Annotated in this window: 17 protein-coding genes; 16 read left to right on the top strand and 1 reads right to left on the bottom strand. The window is 61.1% G+C overall.

What is annotated here, in order from left to right; all coding sequences use genetic code 11:
* Positions 1-21 precede the first annotated feature (21 nt).
* The 14 genes from NUH19_RS07155 (at position 22) to NUH19_RS07090 (ending at position 17,304) form a co-directional block, all read left to right on the top strand.
* Positions 22-1,293 carry an ABC transporter substrate-binding protein gene (locus tag NUH19_RS07155; RefSeq protein WP_262315865.1) on the top strand — a complete coding sequence of 424 codons (1,272 nt, stop codon included), beginning with the start codon at positions 22-24 and terminating at the stop codon, positions 1,291-1,293.
* Positions 1,294-1,899, top strand: a complete 606-nt coding sequence (locus NUH19_RS07150) for a hypothetical protein (RefSeq protein ID WP_262315864.1) — start codon at positions 1,294-1,296, stop codon at positions 1,897-1,899.
* Between the two features lie 124 nt (positions 1,900-2,023).
* On the top strand, positions 2,024-3,556 hold the full coding sequence (locus tag NUH19_RS07145) for a DUF4127 family protein (RefSeq protein WP_262315863.1): 1,533 nt from the start codon (positions 2,024-2,026) through the stop codon (positions 3,554-3,556).
* Between the two features lie 18 nt (positions 3,557-3,574).
* Entirely contained in the window at positions 3,575-5,437 is a 1,863-nt protein-coding gene (locus NUH19_RS07140) for a beta-N-acetylhexosaminidase (RefSeq protein ID WP_262315862.1), read from the top strand.
* Between the two features lie 104 nt (positions 5,438-5,541).
* Positions 5,542-6,813 carry a DUF4434 domain-containing protein gene (locus NUH19_RS07135; RefSeq protein WP_262315861.1) on the top strand — a complete coding sequence of 424 codons (1,272 nt, stop codon included), beginning with the start codon at positions 5,542-5,544 and terminating at the stop codon, positions 6,811-6,813.
* Positions 6,810-7,547, top strand: coding sequence for a sugar phosphate isomerase/epimerase family protein (locus tag NUH19_RS07130; protein ID WP_262315860.1), 738 nt, complete (start codon positions 6,810-6,812; stop codon positions 7,545-7,547). Before NUH19_RS07135 ends, NUH19_RS07130 begins: the two co-directional genes overlap by 4 nt.
* A 50-nt stretch (positions 7,548-7,597) precedes the next feature.
* Positions 7,598-8,383 carry a sugar phosphate isomerase/epimerase family protein gene (locus tag NUH19_RS07125; RefSeq protein ID WP_262315859.1) on the top strand — a complete coding sequence of 262 codons (786 nt, stop codon included), beginning with the start codon at positions 7,598-7,600 and terminating at the stop codon, positions 8,381-8,383.
* Positions 8,384-8,401: 18 nt separating this feature from the next.
* A complete protein-coding gene (locus tag NUH19_RS07120) occupies positions 8,402-9,460 on the top strand; it encodes a Gfo/Idh/MocA family protein (RefSeq protein ID WP_262315858.1) in 1,059 nt (352 codons plus the stop codon).
* Positions 9,461-9,498: 38 nt separating this feature from the next.
* Positions 9,499-11,697, top strand: coding sequence for an alpha-galactosidase (locus NUH19_RS07115; protein ID WP_420844677.1), 2,199 nt, complete (start codon positions 9,499-9,501; stop codon positions 11,695-11,697).
* Positions 11,684-13,387 carry a glycoside hydrolase family 36 protein gene (locus tag NUH19_RS07110; protein ID WP_262315856.1) on the top strand — a complete coding sequence of 568 codons (1,704 nt, stop codon included), beginning with the start codon at positions 11,684-11,686 and terminating at the stop codon, positions 13,385-13,387. The genes NUH19_RS07115 and NUH19_RS07110 overlap by 14 nt, the downstream gene beginning before the upstream one ends.
* Before the next feature lies 1 nt (position 13,388).
* Positions 13,389-14,252, top strand: coding sequence for an ROK family protein (locus NUH19_RS07105; protein ID WP_262315855.1), 864 nt, complete (start codon positions 13,389-13,391; stop codon positions 14,250-14,252).
* Positions 14,253-14,429: 177 nt separating this feature from the next.
* Positions 14,430-15,809, top strand: a complete 1,380-nt coding sequence (locus NUH19_RS07100; RefSeq protein WP_262315854.1) for an FAD-dependent oxidoreductase — start codon at positions 14,430-14,432, stop codon at positions 15,807-15,809.
* 50 nt (positions 15,810-15,859) lie between these two features.
* On the top strand, positions 15,860-16,330 hold the full coding sequence (locus NUH19_RS07095) for a hypothetical protein (protein WP_262315853.1): 471 nt from the start codon (positions 15,860-15,862) through the stop codon (positions 16,328-16,330).
* The gene (locus NUH19_RS07090; protein WP_262315852.1) at positions 16,327-17,304 is read left to right on the top strand and encodes a Gfo/Idh/MocA family protein; all 978 of its coding nucleotides are present in this window, start codon (positions 16,327-16,329) and stop codon (positions 17,302-17,304) included. The genes NUH19_RS07095 and NUH19_RS07090 overlap by 4 nt, the downstream gene beginning before the upstream one ends.
* 154 nt (positions 17,305-17,458) lie before the next feature.
* On the opposite strand, the gene NUH19_RS07085 is transcribed toward NUH19_RS07090, so the two are convergent.
* Positions 17,459-18,418, bottom strand: coding sequence for an AraC family transcriptional regulator (locus tag NUH19_RS07085; protein WP_262315851.1), 960 nt, complete (start codon positions 18,416-18,418; stop codon positions 17,459-17,461).
* 266 nt (positions 18,419-18,684) lie between these two features.
* On the opposite strand from NUH19_RS07085, the gene rsmG reads away from it, so the two are divergent.
* Together rsmG and noc are read left to right on the top strand one after the other, a co-directional pair.
* On the top strand, positions 18,685-19,422 hold the full coding sequence (gene rsmG / locus NUH19_RS07080) for a 16S rRNA (guanine(527)-N(7))-methyltransferase RsmG (RefSeq protein WP_262315850.1): 738 nt from the start codon (positions 18,685-18,687) through the stop codon (positions 19,420-19,422).
* 78 nt (positions 19,423-19,500) lie between these two features.
* Positions 19,501-20,385, top strand: coding sequence for a nucleoid occlusion protein (noc, locus tag NUH19_RS07075; protein ID WP_420844676.1), 885 nt, complete (start codon positions 19,501-19,503; stop codon positions 20,383-20,385).
* Positions 20,386-20,388 lie beyond the last annotated feature (3 nt).

Genomic DNA, 20,388 nt, shown 5'->3' with positions numbered 1-20,388 from the left:
CCAATTAAGGAGAGAGATATAATGAAAAAAGGTGCATGGATTGGAATGGGCATGGTCGCGCTGACGCTGTTGCTGACGGCTTGCGGGAGTGGCGGCAAGTCGGGCGGCGCCAAGAACGCAACCAAGCCGACGCTGAAGATTATGACCTGGAACGTCGACCCAGGGAACGCGAAGCGCGAACAGGAAGTCTTCGATGAGTTCACCAAGGACACCGGCATCAAGGTGGAGCAGGTGACCGCCGACTACAACAAGTACAACGAAAAGTTCATGACCATGGCGGCCGGCAAGAAACTGCCTGATCTGACCTGGATTCTGCCGAACTCGTTCTCGAAGTTCGTCAGCGAAGGCCTGCTGCTGCCGCTTGACGAGTACGTCAAGAAAGACATCGACACCTCCAAGCTGGTCCCCGGGGTCATGGACTTCGGGAAGGTCGACGGCAAGCAGTACGGGATGACGCGCGACTACTCCACCACGTTCATGACCTACAATAAGGACATGTTCGACAAGGCCGGCGTGGCCTACCCAAAGCCTGGTTGGACCTGGGACGACTTCATGAAGATCGCCGACAAGTTCAAGAAGGTTCAAAACGGCAAGACCGTGCAGTTCGCACTGACCGACATGAACACGATGGCTTCACTGCTGTCGATGTCCGGTTCCTACCTGGTTAACCTGAAAAACAAGATTACGTTTGACGATGCCCAGAGTCTCAAGTTCGCCAAGATGTACCGGGACATGGTCAACAAGTACAACTACCAGCCAAGCGCCGCCCAGATGCAAGGGGTCAACAATGCGTTCTTGGCGCAGAAAACCGCGATGCAGTCCGGCGGGGTTTGGGAATGGAAGAACTTCAAGGACAACGCGAAGTTCAACTGGGACATCACGACCTTCCCTCGCGGCAAGGCCGGCAAGCTGATCGCCAACCAGCAGCAGATCGCCATCACCAGCCAGACCAAGCACAAGACCGAGGCCTGGAAGCTGCTGAAGTGGCTGACCTATGGCCGCGGTCAGAAGATTCAAGGCGACAAGCTCGGCGCGGTGTCCGTGCTGAAGTCCAACGTGAACGACATGGCCAAGGTTGACTACGCACCGGAACACGCCAGCGTCTTGATGGACGAAATCAACTCCGGTCGCCCAGTTCAGCTTAACCCGTACATCAGCTCGTTCACTGAGGTTGAAAGTGGCTACATCACCCAGCTTTCCAACTTCGTGCAAAACAAGACCAGTGACAAGAAGATCGACGCCACGCTGAAGAAGCTCGCCGCCGATGATCGCCAAAAGTTTGGACTGAAATAGATGAAAAGACTGAATGACTTGCTGCTTCTTGGCTTTGAGAAAATCTACCTCCTGGTCTGCGTCAGCATGACCTTCTGGCTTCATCTGATCAAATCACTGTTCGTGCGTCACGCCTACACCAACGCGGTGCAGCTGGTGGGCGCCTACGAGAAGGTGGCCTCGCACCGTTACGGCCGCTTCCGCGATGCCTTTCGCGACAGCCAAGATCAGTTTCGGCCGACGCGTCGTCAGCGGGTACTCTACCTGCTGACGCTGGGTTACTGGCTGGCCTTCGTGGTGGTTCCCGTTCGGCTCTCCGCGGTTGCGCTGGCACCACGGGTGATTCGCACCTATGCCCTGGGGATGTTTCTGCTGACGCTTTTGTACTGGCTGTTTGCAGGCAGCACCCAGTCGCACCACAGCTTTGTGATGGATGTTTTGGCCTTTGCCAATTACACAGCACGTCATTTGGTCAAGCTGCTTTTGCTTCTCGTTCTCCTGGTTGCGTCCTTTGAATTCTCGATTGCTAACTTCGTGTTCGGGCTCTTCTTCCTGCCTGGGATTATCGTCGCCGAAGTCGTCTCGTTCTACAAGGGACTGACGGCAGAGGCTCTAATCTTCGGCTAGGTCTAGGCCGCCGGACGCGTGTCAAAATAAGCCGGATTTTCGCGAATTGTCCCCCAATTGACGAAGATCTGGCTTATTTACGGAAAGATGTTATTCCTAAAATTCAACAGGTGAGGTTATCGTTATGCAAATTCTGTATGTTCCTTTGGATGAACGGCCGTGCAACTACGCTTACCCGCTGCGAGCCGTTAAGACCGTCAACGGCGTCAAGGTCGTGTCACCGGCCGCAGACATTCTCCCGCACAAGAAGACACCGGCCGACACCGATGCCCTATGGCAGTTCGTGACGGCCCATGTGGCGGAGTCGGATGTCGCCATTCTTTCGACCGAAATGCTGATGTACGGCGGCTTGATTCCGTCGCGGCTGCACCACAAGGCAGAGACCGAGATTGATACGTTCATCGACCGGGTCGCCGCGCTGAAGCAGCAAAACCCGCAGCTGGTGGTTTATCTGTCCAGCATGATCATGCGGACGCCGCAGTACAGCAGCGCTGAAGAGGAACCCGACTACTACGAGGAGTACGGCCGTCGGATCTTCCAGTACGGGGCGTTCATCGATCTCACTCAGCGAGGCACCATCAGCGAGTCGGAGCAGGCTGATTTTGCCAAAATCAAGGCGGAGGTACCGGCCGAGATTATTACGGACTTCACCACGCGGCGCAAGTTCAACAAGCAGGTCACGCAGCGGCTGATCAAGCTGGTGAAGGCCGGAGCCATCGACTTCATGGTGATTCCACAGGACGACTCGCACGAGCTTGGCTTCACCGCGATGGACCAAAAAGACATTTACCCGATGGTTCGCAATCTGAATTTGAGCGACCAGATTCTGATCTACCCCGGGGCCGATGAGGTCGGCTATGATTTGCTTGCCCGGGCGGTCAACCGCAGTCGCTTCGCCCAGCCCAAGATTTACGTTGAGTTCACCTCAATCAATGGTCCGTTCATCATTCCGGGTTACGAGGATCGTGAGCTTGGCGAAAGCCTGAAGTCCCACGTCCTGGTCACTGGGAGTCGGTTGACCACCGACATTAACCAGGCCGACTTCGTGCTCGCCTACAACACAGCCGGCAAGCGCATGGGTGAGGCCGCTTCCCAGTTCACCGCTCACGAGATCAGCTACGACCGCAACCGCAACCTGCCGTACTTCGTCGCCGCCATTCAGGCACTGGCCAGCGAGGGCAAGCGCATTGCGGTATGTGATGCAGCGTATTCCAATGGCGCGGATTTCCAGCTGTTCCAACTGCTGGCGAAGGACCCGACGATGATGAGTCACTTGCTCAGCTACCGAGGCTGGAACACCAACTGCAACACCCTGGGCAGCACCTTGTCCGAGGCGATTTTCGCTCTGGACTGCGAGGAAAAGGCGCATCGCGAGAACCTGTACTCGGAGGTGCTGGATGATGTCTTTTACCAGGCCATCATTCGCGACGAGATTCAAAAAATCGAGAAAAACGAGCCGGACAAGGCCCTGGGCATCAACTACTTTAACCTGTACGACAAGCAACCTGCGCTGACGGCGCGGATGGCGGCAGAGCTGCGCGACCTCACGCACGAGTACCTGCCAACCGTGTTCATTGACGGCCAGTTCGATATTGAGCTGAGCTTCCCGTGGAACCGTTTGTTTGAACTTTACTGCAACGTCACCTTTGCACACTAATCGTAGGAGAGGCACATCATGCAAAGCATTCACTTTGTTGGCTTTGAGGACTTCATCGAAGCCAACCGTGATTTTTTGAAGGAGCTGGGCGTTCGCGCAGACGAGAGCGGAACGCTTTTGACGCTGGCGCAGACGACCGAGCGGGAGCTGCTGGTTGAAAAAGGGGACCGTAATCAAATTACTGTGAGCTCACCGAGCTACATCGTGCGCGGCCTGTTGCGCTGGCTGAGCCTGGCCCCGGGCGAGACCGTTCGCGAAAGCGTGCGGTTCGACAGCGTGGGGCCGATGGTCGACATGTCCCGCAACGGGGTGATGACGGTTGCGGCCGTCAAGAACCTGCTGAAGCGCCTGGCGCGGCTGGGTCTCAACAGCTGCATGCTGTACATGGAAGACGTCTATGAGGTTCCGGCCTACCCGTACTTCGGTTACCTGCGCGGCCGCTACTCGCTGGCCGAGCTGAAAGAAATGGATGACTACGCCGCGGCACTGCACATCGAGCTGATTCCGGCCATTCAGACGCTGGGCCACTTGGCCAACCCGCTCAAGTGGGGATTCAGCAACGGCTTCAAGGACACCCAGGAGCTCCTGTTGGTCGGCTCGGAGAAGACCTACCGCTTCATCGATGCCCTGATTAGCACTCTGCGCCAGGCCTTCCGAAGTCGCAAGCTGCACCTGGGCATGGATGAGGCCTGGAACCTGGGTAGTGGCATTTACCAGCAGCAAAACGGTTTCCACGAGAAGTTCGAGATCATGACCCAGCACCTGCGCGAGGTACTGAAGATCACGGCCAAGTACAACTTCGAGCCGATGATTTGGAGCGACATGTTCTTTGATTCCAAGTCCGAGACGGGCGGGTACTACGATCCCACGGTGATTTTCACCGAGGAAGACCGCGCCAGTGTTCCGGCCGTCGGGCTGACCTACTGGGATTACTACCACGACGACGCGTCGTTCTACGAGGCCATGCTGGCCAAACACGCCGAGCTTTCCGACAATATTTCCTTTGCCGGAGGCATCTGGACGTGGAATGGGGTGGCACCGAACTACGGGCGAACCATTGTCGACACCAAAGCGGCGCTGGCGGCGTGTGAGGCCAAGGGCGTTCAAGAAATCTACGCGACGATGTGGGGTGACGATGGTCAGGAAACCTCAATTCGAACGGCGGACTTTGGCCTGGCCTTGTTTGCCGAGCACGACTTTGCCCCGGCGCCGACGCTGGACCACGCCAAGCAGGACTTCAAGGTGTTCTTGGATGATGACGCGGAGGACTACCTGATGCTTCAGGCGTTCGATGAGACGCCTGGCATCGGGGCGGACAACCTAGGCAGCTCCAATCCAAGCAAGTGCTTGTTGTACCAGGATCTGTTGCTGAGCATGTTCGATGTGAACTTCGCCACAATGGATCTGCCGCGGCATTACCGCGACTTGGCTTCGCGGCTGGCACCGCTGCGCAACAAGTCGCTGATGCTGACGTTTTACGCCCAGCTGGCCGATGTACTGGCACTGAAGGCACCAATCAGCCCGGCCATTCGCGCGGCCTACCACGCCGGTGACACGGCGGCAATCGGTGAGCAGATCGCCCAGCTGAAGCAGCTGATTCCGGCCCTGGAGCAGCTCAAGCAGGCGCATTACGCGCTTTGGCATGCGGATTACAAGCCGTTCGGGTGGGAAGTGATGGATATTCGCTACGGTGGCCTGATCAGCCGCGCGAACACGGTGGTTGATGTGCTGACGCGCTGGCTGGCTCAGCCGACAACGACGATTTCCGAGCTTGAAGAGGCACTTTTGCCGTACGACATCGGATACAGCTACAAGGATGATGCGCTCAGTAACGCGCAGTACGGCCGCATCATCAGCCCGAGCAAGCTGTCCGGGGTGTGAGTGAGATCGTCGTCGTTGGGCGTCGCAAAAGGGTCGCGAACCGCTCGCGGCCGGACGGATGGCCGTGATGCTACCGCGGCGACAAGTGTAACGGAGGAATAACAGTGGAACTAACCATTATGCCCGGCTTCCGGGTGGCCCAACAGGTGGCGCCGCAACTGAAGGTGTACAGCCCAACGGCCAATCGGCTGACGGTGACGCTGAGCCAGCAAGGGCGTGAGCTCAAGTCAACAGATTATGCGCTGGCGGCTTCGGCGGCTTACCAGTACTTCAGCCTGGACTTGGGCGGGGTGCGAGGCGAGCTTGTCATCACGGTGACCGGCGACGGCTTCAGGCGCGAGATTCCTTACGAGGTGGTTGCCTCGCCGGTGCGGTCCACCCGGCAGCTCGACGGCTGCTGGATTTCCTTGGTGCATTGGAGCGACCAGGAGGCGCGGCACTTCAACCGGGAGCTGAAGACGCTGACGGCCGCGCAGTGGCGTGACCAGATTCGCGGCATGAGCGCAATCGGGGTCAAGGCGATTGTGATTCAAAACGTGTTCGACAGCAGTAATTACGTCTTCGCGCATCAGGACACCGTGGAGACGTATGGCGGTGCAGCGTTTTACCCATCCAAACTTTACCCGCGGCGGTTTACGGGGTTGGCGCTCGAGGACCCGCTTGAAGTGATTTTGGCGGCGGCGGATCAGTACCATATGCAGGTGTTCGTTGGGGTCGGGCTGTTCGCTTGGTTCGACTTCTCCACCGAATCGCTGCGCTGGCACAAGCGCGTGGCCACCGAGCTGTACCAGCAGTACGGGCATCATCCGTCGTTTTACGCCTTTTACATCTCTGAGGAGCTGCCGGGTAGCTTTTACGACGATTATGCGCCGGCTCACAAGGCGGCGTGGCACGATGTGGTGACCTTTTTCGCTGAATTCGCGGCGTTCATCAAGGAGCTGGCCCCGACGAAACCGATTGCGCTGGCCCCGAATAACATTCGCTTCGAGCAGTTTCTGCCGGCGTGGCGCCAAGTGCTGGTTAACGTCGACATCCTGCTGCCGTTCGCCTTCGCACGAGACCTGGAGCACTTGAACCTCGCGGCCATTCAGGCGGTTTGCGACGAGGCGAACACCCACCTGTGGGTCGACATGGAGATTTTCGCCTACCCGTTCGAAGACACCGGCCTGATTCCCAAGGACATCGACAGCCTGATCAAGGAAATCAAGATTTACGACGCAGTGGAGAACGTTTTCGGCTACCAGTACACCGGCCTGTTGAACGCACCGGACAGCCTGTGCGACCTCGGCGGTGCGAGCCCCAAGCAGGTGTACCGGGACTACCAAGAATATATCGCGCGTAAGCAGTTGGACGAAGGACGGGAGGAATCGTTATGAAAATAGCTTTGCAGCTTTGGTCGGTTCGCGACGCGTGTGACGAGGATTTCATCGGCACGTTGCGGCGGCTGAAGGACATGGGTTACGACGGCGTTGAGTTCGCTGGCTACCGCGGCGTCGACGCACCGGTGCTGAAGGCCGCGATGGACGAGATCGGGCTGGTGTCTGCAGGCAGCCACATCGGCTTTGACCGGCTGGCCCCAGATCAGCTGGCGGCCACGCTGGACTACGAGGCGGTGCTGGGCAACAAGCGGATCATCATTCCGTACATGAACTTCGAGGACGTCGCCGGCTGGCGGCACTTCTTCACCCAGCTCAACGCGCTGGCCCCACAGATTCGCCAACGCGGCATGCAGCTGATGTACCATAACCACGCCAACGAGGTTTGCTTCCACGGCGACACCGACATTCTGGCCGAAATGCTGGCGGCGGTGCCGGATGTGAGCCTCGAGGTGGATGTCGGGCTTTTGACCAGCGGCGGCGGGGACCTCAAGGCTTGGCTGGCCGCCCATGCGGCCCGCATCAGCCAGTTTCACATCAAGGACATGAAGCCGGATCTGTCGGTCAGCACGAACCTCGGGACCGGCGTCATTCCGCTCGCGGATTGCGTTGCGTTCGCCAAGCAGCACGAGATTGAGTGGCTCGTGATTGAGCATGACGTGGCGGAACCCACTCAGATGGCCGATGCGGCCGCCAATCAGCGGTACCTGGCCACGCTTGTCGACAAATTGTAAGCGCTAACGAGACGGAGGAGAACAAGATGAGTCATTTTCCTGTAGGAGTTTTGCTTGAATCGTACCGTGACACCATTGAAAACTCGATCAAAAAGGCGAAGGCGGCCGACCTGGATGGCGTTCAGATGTACGTGGTTCGCGGTGAGATGACGCCGCAGCAGCTGACGCCGCAGAAGCGGCGCGACCTGAAGCAGCTGATCGCCGATAACGGGCTTGGCATTTCAGCGCTGTGCGGTGACCTGGGCACCGGCTTTGGGGATGCAAGCCGCAATCCCGAGGCCGTCGCGCAGTCCAAGCGCATCGTCGATTTGGCTAAGGACCTGGGCACCGACATTGTGACCACACACATCGGGGTGGTGCCAAGCGATCCGCTGAGCCGCGAGTATGCCGTGATGCACGATGCCTGCAAAGAGCTGGCGGATTACGCCGTGGCGGCCGGTGCCCGGTTCGCCGTTGAAACCGGTCCGGAGCCGGCGCTGGTGTTGAAGGACTTTCTCGACGGCCTCGGCAGCAAAGGGGTTTCCGTCAACCTGGATCCGGCCAACTTCTGCATGGTGACCGGCGATGACCCGGTTGCGGCCGTCTACACGCTGAAGGATTACATTGTCCACACCCACGCCAAGGACGGGCGCATGCTGACCAAGCCGGACTCCCCGACCGGCCTGACTTACGCGGAGCTGCCACTTGGCCAGGGTGATGTCGATTGGCCGGCCTACCTCAAGGCGCTGACCGACGTTGGCTACACCGGCTACCTGACGATTGAACGCGAGGTTGGGGACAATCCGGAGCAAGACATCCGGGATGCCGTCCATTTCCTTCGCACACACATGAGCTAAGGGCTCGGAGGCGAGAACATGACAATTAAAATTGGGATTATCGGCGTTGGTAGCATCGCGCAGCTGCACCTGGCGGCCTACAAGCAAAACCCACACGTTGAGGTGTACGCGCTGTGTGACATTAACGAACCGCGGCTGATCGCACAGGGTAAGCTACACGGCGTTGAGCGGCTGTACACGGACTACAACGAGATGCTGAAGCTCGAGGAACTGGATGCCGTCAGCGTCTGCACCTGGAACGCCGAACACGCTCCGGCCAGCATCGCGGCCCTGAACGCGGGGAAAAACGTGCTGTGCGAAAAACCGATGGCGATGAACCCGGAGCAGGCCGTGGCGATGAAGGCCGCGGCCGACGCGGCCGGAAAGCTTTTGATGATCGGGTTTGCCAAGCGCCACAGCCGTGAGTGCCAGACGCTCAAGGACTTCGCCGACCAAGGCTTCTTCGGTGACATGTACTACGCCAAGGCCGAATACTACCGGCGCAACGGTAACCCGGGCAGCTGGTTCAGCAACTTGGCCTACTCCGGCGGCGGTCCCTTGATCGACCTCGGGGTTCACTTCATCGACTTGACGCGGTACCTGATGGGCAACCCCAAGCCGGTGTCGGTTTACGGCGCGACCTTCCACGCCATCGGTGATCGCCCGTACCTGAAGGATCCCCACGGCTACCAGCCGGCCGACTCGGGCATCGAAAAGAAGTACGACGTCGAGGACTTCGCCACCGCGCTGGTCCGATTCGACAACGGCGCCGTGATGCAGGTGGAGGATTCGTACGACATGCACCTGAAGCAGGAGGGCGGCAACGTGCAGATTTTCGGCACCAAGGCCGGCGCCACGATTTTCCCCAAGGTGGAAATGTTCACGGAGAACAACGGCTACCTGATGGACTACAACTTCGCGATGAACGCGTCTTCGAGCTTCGATGAGCTGTTCGTGAACGAAATCAATCACTACATCGATTGCATCGAGACGCACCGGCCGAGCATTGCACCGCCGGAAGACGGCATTGCCATCATGAAGATTCTGAGCGGCATCTACGAGTCGGCCAGAACCCAACACGAGGTTCGCCTCGATTAATCCAGCAGAGGAGCACCGAGATGAGTTTTCAACCGACGATGATCGAATACGATGAGACCAACCGGGTGTTTCACCTGCACAACGGGCTGGTGTCCTATGCCCTGGGTGTGGCACCCGGCGGCTACCTGACGCACTTGTACTTTGGTCGGGCCGTTCGTCACTACCACGGCACCGGCCGGGAACACCACATGAGTACCAGCTTCTCGCCGCTGCCGGCCGGGCAAGGTGACGATGTGTTCGGGCTCAACGACCTGCCGCTGGAGTACCCGGGCAGTGGGTTCGGGGACTACCGCGTTCCCGCCCATGAGGTGGCACAGCCGGACGGCACCGCGGTGACGGATTTGCGTTACCAAAGCCACCGCATCACAGCCGGCAAGCCGGCGCTACCGGGTCTGCCGGCGACGTATGCAACCGGCGACTTGGATGCCGAGACGCTGACGGTGGTGCTGGCTGATCCGGTCAACGGCACGGAGGCGGCGCTTGCCTACACCATTTTCCGCGACCGGGCCGTCATCACCCGGTCGGTGGTGGTTACCAACCGGGATGCGCGGCCTAAAGTGATCCGCAAGGCGGCCAGCGCCAGTCTCGATTTCACCGCCCCGGGCTTCGAGTTGATTCACCTGAGTGGCTCTTACGCCAAGGAGCGGCACCTAGTGCGTGAACGGCTCACGCAGGAAATCCGCATTCTCGACAGCAAGCGCGGGGCCAGCAGCCACTACCAAAACCCGACCTTTGCGCTGGTGGCGCCGGGCACCACGGAACACACCGGGGTGGCCTACGGGTTCGGCCTGGTGTACAGCGGCAACCACGAGTGCGTAATCGAGCAAAACGATCGCCAGCAGGTGCGGGTGATGGCCGGCATCAACCCGGCCGGATTCGCCTGGAACCTTGCCCCAGGGGCCAGCTTCCAGACGCCCGAGGTAATTTTGACCTACACCGACCAGGGCCTCAACGGGCTGTCGGCGACGTGGCACCGGCTGATCAACGACCGCCTGATTCGCGGTCGTTACCGTCACCACGACCGCCCGATTGTGATCAACAACTGGGAGGCCACGTACTTTGACTTCGACGAGGCCAAAATCCTCGCGATTGTCGCGGCCGCCAAGCGTCTGGGTGTCGAGGCGTTCGTGCTCGATGACGGATGGTTCGGCCACCGTGACGATGACCGCTCGTCGCTTGGGGATTGGGTCACCCACGCACAAAAGCTGCCGGCCGGGCTGGCGCATCTGTCGCAGGTGATTCACCAGCAGGGGATGAAATTCGGTCTGTGGTTTGAACCCGAGATGATCTCGGAAGACAGCGAGCTGTTCGCGGCCCATCCCGATTACCGGCTCGCCATTCCCGGGCGAGCCGGCTCGGCCGGGCGGCACCAGTTTACGCTTGATTTTTCCCGTGAAGACGTGCGGCAGGCGGTGTTGGATCAGATGTGTGCGGTGCTGGACCACACCCAGGTCGACTTCATCAAGTGGGACATGAACCGCAACATGTCCGAAGTCTTTTCGGCTACCTTGCCGGCTCACGCCCAAGGGGAGGTTGCCCATCGCTACATGTTGGGGCTTTACGACATGCTGGAACGGCTGACAACGCGTTATCCCGAAATTTTGTTTGAGGGCTGCTCGGGTGGTGGCGGTCGCTTCGACCTCGGCATGCTGGCCTACACGCCACAGATTTGGACTAGCGACGACACGGATGCGGTGGCGCGGCTCAAAATCCAGTACGGCACCAGCCTGTTTTACCCGTTATCGACCATCAGCGCCCACGTCTCGGCCGTGCCGAACCACCAGTTCCAACGGGTGACCAGCATGGCGCTGCGCGGTGCGGTGGCGAGCTCCGGGGTGCTGGGTTACGAGCTGGACGCTACGAAGCTGACCGAGTCGGAGCAGGCGGCGGTTCGCGAGCAGATTGCCTTTTACCAAACCCATCGGCGGCTGCTTCAGTACGGCCGGCTGACTCGGCTGCTCAGTCCCTTCGACGGTGGCGACACGGCTTGGCAGATTAGCGATGACCGTGGCCTGGAGGCGGTGGTCGTCTACGCACGACCGCTGGCCGAAGAGGCGCCGGCGGTGATTCGGCTGCGGCTCTTTGGGCTCGATGCTAACCGCGACTACGCGGTTTTGGGTCAACGCGTCGGCGGTGATGAGCTGATGGGTGAGGGTCTCTTGGTGCCGCTGCCGCTGAGCCAAGACTACGCCGGGGTTCAAGTCTACCTGAAGGCGGTGACGGATGATGATGAATGATATCCAGCTTGAGGATTGCGGTGCGGCCCGGGTTCAGGTCACGGTGAACCACGGGGTGGCCGACTACCAGGTTCACTTCGGCGAGTTGAAGGGGGCCGCGCGGCTTGTCTTCTCGTTTCCCATCGTTGAGATCGGCCACTTCTGGCATCCCGGAGTGCGGCAGACGCCAGGCATTCCCGTGGGATGGGCGGCACCGCTTCACAGTGCGACCAACCACGCAATGCCGCTGTATGTTTTCTACAACGACCGCGGCGAAAGCCAGGTTGCGCTGGCCGTCTCAACGGTTCACACGGCGGTTGAAGCAGTAATCGGGGTTCGCGAGGAGGATGCCCGGTTCCAAGTGACGCTCACCTTTGCCGCCGAGACGACGGCGGCCACCGTTCGGTTCGACACCGTTGTTCGAGCCTTCGATCTGGCGGTGCGTGACGGGGCCGCCTGGCTGCGCGAGGTGAATGGACTGGTCGCGGCGCCGGTTCCCGCGGCGGCGCTCGCCCCGATGTATTCGACATGGTATTCATTTCATCAGCAGATGACCGGCGACCAGCTCGCGCAAGAGGCCCAGGCCTTCGCGCAATATGGGCTTGAAACCATCATCGTGGATGATGGCTGGCAGACGCCGGATATTGCGCGTGGTTACGCCTACGCCGGAGATTGGCAAGTGGCCAAAGCGAAGTTTCCGGATCTTCGTCAGTTGGTTGCAAACTTTCACGCACAAGGCCTGAAGTTCATGCTGTGGGTCAGCACCCTGCACATCGGCATGAAAACCAGGGAGTGGGCGACCTTCAAGAACCGCCTGCTGGGCGTCGATGAGGTGTCGCAGGCAGGACTGCTCGATCCCCGCTACCCGGCGGTGCGTGCGTATCTCTGCGAGCGCTTCGTGGGGCTGGCCAGGCAGTACGACCTGGATGGGCTCAAGCTCGATTTTGTGGATGCGATTGTCGGCATGTCGGCACCGGTGACGCCGGACATGGACGTGGCCTCGGTTGAGGACGCGCTGAATACGCTGCTTGCGACGCTGCAAGCGCGGTGCCTGGCCCTGAAGGCCGATTTCTTGATTGAGTTTCGCCAAGGTTATTTTGGTCCCGAGATGACGCGCTACGCGAACATGATGCGCGTCGGGGATTGCCCCAATGACTATGTTCAAAACCGCATCGGCATTGCCGAGCTACGACTGGTCTGCCCGGGGACGGCCGTGCATTCGGACATGCTGATGTTCAACCTGCAGGAGCCAGTGGCGGCTAACGCCTTGCAACTGTTGAATGCGCTGTTCGGGGTAATCCAGCTGTCGGTGCGGCTGCACGAGCTGAGCGAGGCGCAGCAGCGCATGCTGGCCTTTTGGCTTGGGTATCAGAGACGGCACCGCGACTTGCTGTACGGGCGTGACGTACGGTTCTTGGCCCCGCAAAGCAATTACGCACTGATCACCGCAAGCGATTCGAAGCAGACAATCATGGCGACCTACACCCCGGATCAGGTGCTGCAGGTACCGACCGACGTTGACCGCATTGATGTGATCAACGCGACCGGGGCCGCCCGGGTGACGCTGGCGCTGCCGCGCGAGACGCACTGGGTGGCCACACAGTTGGATTGCACCGGCGTCGTGCAACCGCAACAGACCGCCGACGGGGTGCTGCAGGTGCTGGCGGTGCCGCCTGCGGGACTGCTGCGGTTGCGGAAAGAGGAGGGGTAACATGAGCTACTTGTGCATTGACATCGGCGGTACCGCCATCAAATGGGCGCGGTTTGCCCGAGACGGGAGCCCGGTGACCGAGCGGCAAGAGGTACTCACGCGCAAAACCGCCACCTCAAACCAAATCTTGGAGCAGGTCGTGCGCCTAGTGCAGGCCGAACGGGCCAGCGGCCCGATTGAAGGAGTGGCAATTTCAAGCGCCGGGGTGGTCGATGCCGAGGCCGGGGTCATTCGCTCGGCCGGTCCGACGATTCCGGGTTACGCCGGCACCGACTTCAAGGCGGCCATCACAGGCGGCCTCGGCCTGCCTTGTGCAGTCGAGAACGACGTGAACTGCATGGCCCTGGCGGAGGCCAGCCAGGTTGCGGTTCGCAATGTTTTTGCCCTGACCATCGGCACCGGCATCGGCGGCGCGGTTGTGTTGAATCAGCGACTCTACACCGGCAAGGGTTCGGCCGGGGAAATCGGCTACCTACCGCTTTTTGACGGTCGGACCTACCAGGAGGCGGGATGTACCCAGGCGCTGGTCGACCTAGTGAACGCGACCACGGAGCGGGAGGTGGCGACTGGGCGTGATGTCGCGGCGTGGTTCGGCTGCGATGCCGGGGTCGCCTTGGCGACCACGACCTGGCTGGGCCGCATCGCCAAGGGCATTGTGACGATTAACTACATCGTCGACCCGGACCTGTTCATCGTCGGTGGTGGCATCATGGAAAGCAATCCGGCGCTGGTCACGGAGCTTGAGGACCTGGCCAACGCCGCGATGGAGCCATCGTTCACTAAGCCAATCGTGATCCGCCGGGCCGCACTGGGCAACAGCGCCGGCATGATTGGGGCATTGCGTCACCTGCTGGCGGCGGTCTGAAGACGGGATTAACAGACGTGACCGGTTCGCATGGGCGCGAGCCGGTTTTTTGTTGCGTCGAATCGGCCCAAAAATGTCCGAATTCGGCCGGAACGCGGCCGGTGACGGTTCGCCGAGCGGGTTTGACGGCATAATGAAACAGGTGGCGGCGTCACCTGTTCGGAAAGGAAGCAAATGATGCGTTATCACGATAAAGTCTTACCGGTGCTGGTCACAACCGACACCGTTGTTGTCGGGGGTGGCACGGCAGGGGTGGCGGCGGCATACGCCGCCGCCGAGCGCAATCGGGTCCTGGTGATCGAGAAAAACACACTGCTGACGGGGACGCAGGCCAATGCGCTGGTGACCCCGATGATGCCCTCACACGCCAAGCGACTTTCGTTCAACCGGGAGCTGTTGCACCGCCTGGACCGCTACGTCGGCACCCCGACCGGTCCGGTCGGTGACGGCACGGCGCGGTGGTTCAACCCCGAAGCCATCGCCCGGGTGACCGAAATGATGCTTCAGGAACGCGGGGTCGAGATTCTCTACGATGCGCGGGTGATCGATGCAGTGGTGGCCGACGGGGTCATCACCGCGCTGGTCGTCCAGGCGTTCAATCAGACCTTCGCGGTGACCGCGCAAAATTACGTCGATGCCTCGGGGGATGCCTGGCTGGCCCGGCTGGTTGGCATTCCAACCGTCAGCGGAGATGACGGCAAGCACTCCGCCCTCAGCTTGCGCATGGAGGTCGGTGGGGTCGACATCCCAACGCTTAAGGCCTGGTGCGGCACCCAGCAATATGTTTTCTCGGACCTGGCCGGAGATGATCGGTACTTTGAGTTCGTGTCGGTTCCGGAAGAGGCGCGAACCGGCGATGTCTGGCGGGTTTTTCAGGCCGGTGTTGCCGCCGGTGAGCTGACCGTGGATGACGTTCGCTACATTCAGGGCTTCACAATGCCCGGCAAGCCCGGGGTGATGGCCTTCAACAACCCGCAGCTGCCGAATCGCTTCGCCCCGGATGATCCGCTGCAGATGGCCGCGGCGGTGGCGTTCGCCCATGGCATGCAGGATCGCTTGGTTGACTTCTTGCGGCGGCGCATTCCCGGCTTCGACCACGCCTTTTTGGCCAAACGCGCGACGATGCTTGGCATTCGCGAGTCGTACCGCATCCAAGGGCTCTACGTGATGCAAGACGATGACTACGGCAACCGGGCCAAGTTCGCCGACGGCATCGCGCGAGGCGATTGGTTCGTCGACATTCACACGGATGTCGAGGACAAGACGCGTCCCGCCTACCGCTCGTTGTACCCGAACCACGAGTACTACGAGGTACCGTACCGCGCGTTGGTGACCCGCGAGATTGCCAACTACATTGCGGCTGGTCGCCACATCTCGGCGTCATTCGTGATGCAGTCAAGCATCCGGATTCAGACCACCGCCGAGGACATGGGCGAGGCCGCGGGGCTCGCCTGCTGTGAGGCACTGGCGCAAGGCGTCGCCCTCAACCGGCTCGACGGGGCCGCGCTCAAAAAGAAACTGGCCTCACGCTGGGCGCATTACCAGCCGACCGACTAGCACCGGCGAACTAGGGCGTGAGACCGCGTTCGCACGATAGGAGGATTCCAATGTTACTAGAAAACCAACAACTCGCCATCAGCGCGGCCAGCGGCCAGCTGGGGCAAGTCACGTTCTACCGCTGCCAGCTGTCGGCCACGGCGCAAGATGAGGGACAGCTGGCGCGGCTGCTCACCGAGACGGCGGCCAGCCTGGCGACGCTGAGCTTTGGCGCCATCACGCGGCTGTCTGCCAAAAAGCAGCCGGCCAAGCCGATCTACTCGATCATCGGGCAGACGGCGACCGGCCACCTGATCAACCTGGTGTACGACTTCACCGCGCAAGGCTACACCAAGAAGCTCGACGTCGCCGGCAGCGCCGGGCTGTACGTCTACGACTCGCGAGCGGACATGGCCTTTTGGTCGGATACCTATCAAGCGCCGCTGCCGGCCGGCGAGCCGGCCGATCTCGAGTCGCCGCTGGTCGCGATGGTGCAGCGCAGCCTGGCCAGCCAGGCCCCGGTTCAGGAGGTGGAAGTATGAGAGTCGGAATCATTGGTTGTGCCCACATGCACGTCAATAGCTACACCAGCTGCCTGGACACGCTGGGGGTGCCGATCACCGGCATCTACGACCGCGACGCGGGACTGGCCCAGCGCGTGGCCGCCGCGCATCACGCGCCGGTTTTGGCCACCGCGGAGGCGGTGGCGGCGAGCGACTGCGACACGGTTTTGATCTGCGCCGAAAACGCGTGGCACCTGCCTTACGTGCGGATCGCGGCGGCCGCCGGCAAGGCAATCGTAGTTGAAAAGCCGATGGCGATCTCGGTCGCCGAGTGCGACGAGATCATCTCAATCGTCGAAAAGGCCGGCGTGAAGCTGATGGTGGCACATCCGGTGCGGTTCACCAACACGATGGCCGACCTGCGCCGGCTGGTGCGAGACGGCACGGTCGGGACGGTTCGCGCGATCAACGCGACCAACCACGGCCAGAACCCGGGCGGCTGGTTCATCCAAAAAGCGCTGTCCGGTGGCGGGGCCGTTTTCGACCACTCGATTCACATGATTGACCTGGTCAACGACCTGTTCGGCTGGGAGCTGGAGACGGTCACGGCTTACGCGGCCAAGAGCGACCCGGCGCTTGAGTGCGAGGATTCCGGCATCATTCAGGCGACGTTCAAGGGCGGCGCAATGCTCAACCTCGACACGTCCTGGAATCGCCCGAACAACTACCCGGGCTGGGGCGACGCGACGCTGGAGCTGATCGCCGACAACGGCCGCTTCGTCGCGGATGGCTTCGGCAGGCAGGCCGAGTTCTACGGGCAAAAGCCGGTTGAAAACGCGTGGCTGCGCTTCGAGCCGAGCATGGACCTGAACATGTGGCAGGCCTACCAGCGGGTGATCGACTTGGACCTGCCGTCGCCGGTCGATGCTCACGCCGGCCGCTACTCGGTGCTGCTGGCGGAGAAGGCCTACGAGTCGATTGCCACGGGCCGCACGGTGCGGGTGACGCGCTGAGCAACGTTCAGTAATGTGAATAGGGTCGCAAGTTGCGTCAATGCGCAACGTGCGACCCTATTTGTGCTACGGTGGCGAAGCGGGCAATGCGGGGCTGCCTTTCCGGCCGGCGGTTGGCGGCGGGAGGTGTCACCGCGCAACTGGACTCGGGGCTTTAGTCGCGCGGTGCGGGGGCCGTGGCCGTCTCGTCGCGCGTCGGCTCGCCGCCGGCCAGCACCGCGGCGTCTTGTTCAACCGACCGGGCGTACTGGGTTGGGGTGAAGCCGGTGGCCTGCTTGAAGCAGGTTGAGAAATATCGCACGGAGTCGAAGCCGAGGTTCAGCGCAATCTGGGTGAAGCTCTCGTTTTGCTCACGAATGTACTGCTTGGCCTGGGCGATGCGCAGGGCCTTGAGGTAGCCCATGATGGATTGGCCGGTCACCGCCTTGAACCGCGCCTTCAGGCTGCTTTTGCTCAGGAAAAGCGCGGCGCTGAGCACATCGAGCGTGATCGGCGCGTCGATGTGCTGCTTGAGGTACAAGATGACCTGGTTGACGGTGGCGTCCGCGTACTGCCGGCTCAGGAAGGGGTCGCGCGGCTTGGCGGCGACGTTGCGGTCTTGGGCTCGCAGCAGCGTGATCAGCAGCTGCGCCAGCGTGAGGTAGATCATCTGCTCGCCGCCAAGCGTTGGTTCTGGCAGCCGCAGCGCGTCGTGGCAGACCATGCCCAGCTGCGGCCGATAGACGCCGTATGCCTCCTTGATGATGGCGGCCAAGGCGGCGCGTTCCGCCGGCGTGGTGGTCATGATTTTCCCCGCGAAGGCCGCCATCGCCGGAGACTCACACACGAACGTGACGATCATCACGTTCGGGGCGACCCGGCCGTTGGACCACAGCCGGTGAAACTCGTTGGGCTGGTGGAAGACCAGCTCGCCCTCCTTGAGGGTGAAGGTGGTGTCCTCGGCCAGCACCTCGATCTGGCCGCGGTCGGCATACACCAGCTCCCAGAAGTTGTGCCGCTCGCCGGGAAACGAGTAGTGCTTGGAGAACTCGAAGTAAAACAGCGAGACGATGCGCCGAATGTCCAGCAAGGGGGCAAACCGCGGCAGGTCGGCCACAAAGTCGTAGGCACCCACAAAATCACATCCTTGAGCGAATTGAGAAACCGCTTACGGTCCAATTATAGAGGAAAGCCGGGCAAAACACGAGGGTTGCTGCCAGTATAACCTGGCAGTTCTGAAGCCGCGTGTTTCACATGAAACAACGCCGCGGTCGGCGGTTGTGAGTCGGACGCTTTTACGTTAAACTAGACAGTGACGTGAAACCGGATGTTGTTTCACAATGAGCGGGGTAAAAACGCGGTGCCATCACGCTTTTTCCCGCCGAAAGGAGCCTCACCCACATGGACGAGACACAATTTGGCGAGCTGCTGGCGGCGGCCGACCTGCCGCACGAGTCGGCGCAACTGCGCCAGTTTGCCGCCTATTACGACTACCTGGTGGCCGAGAACGAGAAGCTGAACCTGACGGCGATCACGGACCGCGGTGAGGTTTACCTCAAGCACTTCTGGGACTCGCTGCTGTTGACCCAGGCCGCGCCGCAGGTGGCGACGCCGGGCCTGACGCTGTGCGACGTCGGCGCCGGCGCCGGCTTCCCGTCGCTGCCGGTCAAGATTTTGTACCCGGCACTCGACGTGACCATCGTGGATTCGCTGCAAAAGCGCATCGCTTTTCTCGAGCGGCTGACCGGCCGGCTCGAGTTGACCCGCGTCCACCTTTTCCACGACCGGGCCGAGACCTTCGCCGGCAAAAAGTCGCCGCAGCGTGAGGCCTTCGACCTCGTGACCGCCCGGGCGGTGGCGCCCTTGAACGTGCTGGCCGAGCTGTGCCTGCCGCTGGTCAAGGTCGGCGGCCAGTTCGTCGCGATGAAGGGCAGCCACGGCGAAGCGGAGCTCGCGGCCGCCAAGGTGGCGATCGGCCAGCTCGGCGGCAAGGTGGCCGCCACCTACGAGCTGACGCTGCCGGAAACCGGCGCCCCCCGGACGCTTCTGGTCATCGATAAAGTCAAGGCGACGCCCAAGCAGTTTCCCCGCAAGCCCGGCACCCCGAGCAAGCAGCCGCTGGGCCAGCCGCGCCAATAGCGTAATTTATATAGAAGAAATGCGGCGCTGCGCGGTTCGCTAAACCCGCACTTTTACACTCTCTCACGAAAGTAGGTCATCATCGTGGCATTGTTTTTTAATAAGAAAAAACCCGTTGCACCGGCGGCGACTGTGGTTCAGGAGCTGCCGCTCAGCGCCATCGTTCCCAACCGCTTCCAGCCGCGCAAGGTGTTCAGCAGCGCGGCCATCGCCGAACTGGCGGCGACGATCAAGGACCACGGCCTGCTGCAGCCGATCGTGGTGCGAGAGTACGCGCCGAAGCAGTACGAGATCATCGCCGGTGAGCGGCGCTTTCGGGCGATGCAGTCGCTGGAGTTCGAGAAGGCGCCGGCGATCGTGCAGACCATGACCGACGCGGAATCCGCGTCGATGGCGTTGGTTGAAAACCTGCAGCGCGAGGGCCTGTCGCCGATTGAGGAGGCCCGGGCCTACGTCGAGCTGATGAAGCTCAACAACCTGACGCAGCAGGGGCTGGCCGCCCAGATGGGCAAGAGCCAGTCCTTCGTCGCCAACAAGCTGCGGCTGTTGAAGCTGTCGGAGCCGGTGCAAACCGCGATTTTGAACGGCGAGCTCTCCGAGCGGCACGGCCGCGAGCTGTTGCGCTGCGACGATTACCAGCAGCAGCTCTTGCTCCACGACATTTTGGCCAACAACCTGACCGTCGCGGAGACGCATGCGGCCATCGAGGCGCTGCTGAACCCCGAACCGGTGGTGACGCCGGAGCCCGAGGTGATGCCGGAGCCGGCGGCCGCACCGGAGGCGGCCGACAAGCAGCCTAAGAAGCGCAAGATGATCAAGTCCAAGGACACGCGCATGGCGGTCAACACGCTGAAAAAGTCGGTGGCGATGATCAAACAAAGCGGCGTCAAGGCCAAGGTCACGCAAGAGGACACGCCCGAGGCCTACCGCTTCATCGTGGAACTTCCCAAGGAAAAGAGGTAACGC

The organism is Lacticaseibacillus parakribbianus, assembly GCF_025490915.1.
Lineage (GTDB): Bacteria > Bacillota > Bacilli > Lactobacillales > Lactobacillaceae > Lacticaseibacillus > Lacticaseibacillus parakribbianus.
The sequence above is the reverse complement of the archived record's forward strand: the minus strand, read 5'-3'. Positions and strand labels throughout refer to the sequence as shown.

Excerpts from the sequence above, each read along its gene's own strand:
- NUH19_RS07155 (WP_262315865.1), top strand. The coding sequence starts at position 22 with ATGAAAAAAGGTGCATGGATTGGAATGGGCATGGTCGCGCTGACGCTG.
- NUH19_RS07150 (WP_262315864.1), top strand. The coding sequence starts at position 1,294 with ATGAAAAGACTGAATGACTTGCTGCTTCTTGGCTTTGAGAAAATCTAC.
- NUH19_RS07145 (WP_262315863.1), top strand. The coding sequence starts at position 2,024 with ATGCAAATTCTGTATGTTCCTTTGGATGAACGGCCGTGCAACTACGCT.
- NUH19_RS07140 (WP_262315862.1), top strand. The coding sequence starts at position 3,575 with ATGCAAAGCATTCACTTTGTTGGCTTTGAGGACTTCATCGAAGCCAAC.
- NUH19_RS07130 (WP_262315860.1), top strand. The coding sequence starts at position 6,810 with ATGAAAATAGCTTTGCAGCTTTGGTCGGTTCGCGACGCGTGTGACGAG.
- NUH19_RS07120 (WP_262315858.1), top strand. The coding sequence starts at position 8,402 with ATGACAATTAAAATTGGGATTATCGGCGTTGGTAGCATCGCGCAGCTG.
- NUH19_RS07115 (WP_420844677.1), top strand. The coding sequence starts at position 9,499 with ATGATCGAATACGATGAGACCAACCGGGTGTTTCACCTGCACAACGGG.
- NUH19_RS07110 (WP_262315856.1), top strand. The coding sequence starts at position 11,684 with ATGATGATGAATGATATCCAGCTTGAGGATTGCGGTGCGGCCCGGGTT.
- NUH19_RS07105 (WP_262315855.1), top strand. The coding sequence starts at position 13,389 with ATGAGCTACTTGTGCATTGACATCGGCGGTACCGCCATCAAATGGGCG.
- NUH19_RS07100 (WP_262315854.1), top strand. The coding sequence starts at position 14,430 with ATGCGTTATCACGATAAAGTCTTACCGGTGCTGGTCACAACCGACACC.
- NUH19_RS07095 (WP_262315853.1), top strand. The coding sequence starts at position 15,860 with ATGTTACTAGAAAACCAACAACTCGCCATCAGCGCGGCCAGCGGCCAG.
- NUH19_RS07090 (WP_262315852.1), top strand. The coding sequence starts at position 16,327 with ATGAGAGTCGGAATCATTGGTTGTGCCCACATGCACGTCAATAGCTAC.
- rsmG (WP_262315850.1), top strand. The coding sequence starts at position 18,685 with ATGGACGAGACACAATTTGGCGAGCTGCTGGCGGCGGCCGACCTGCCG.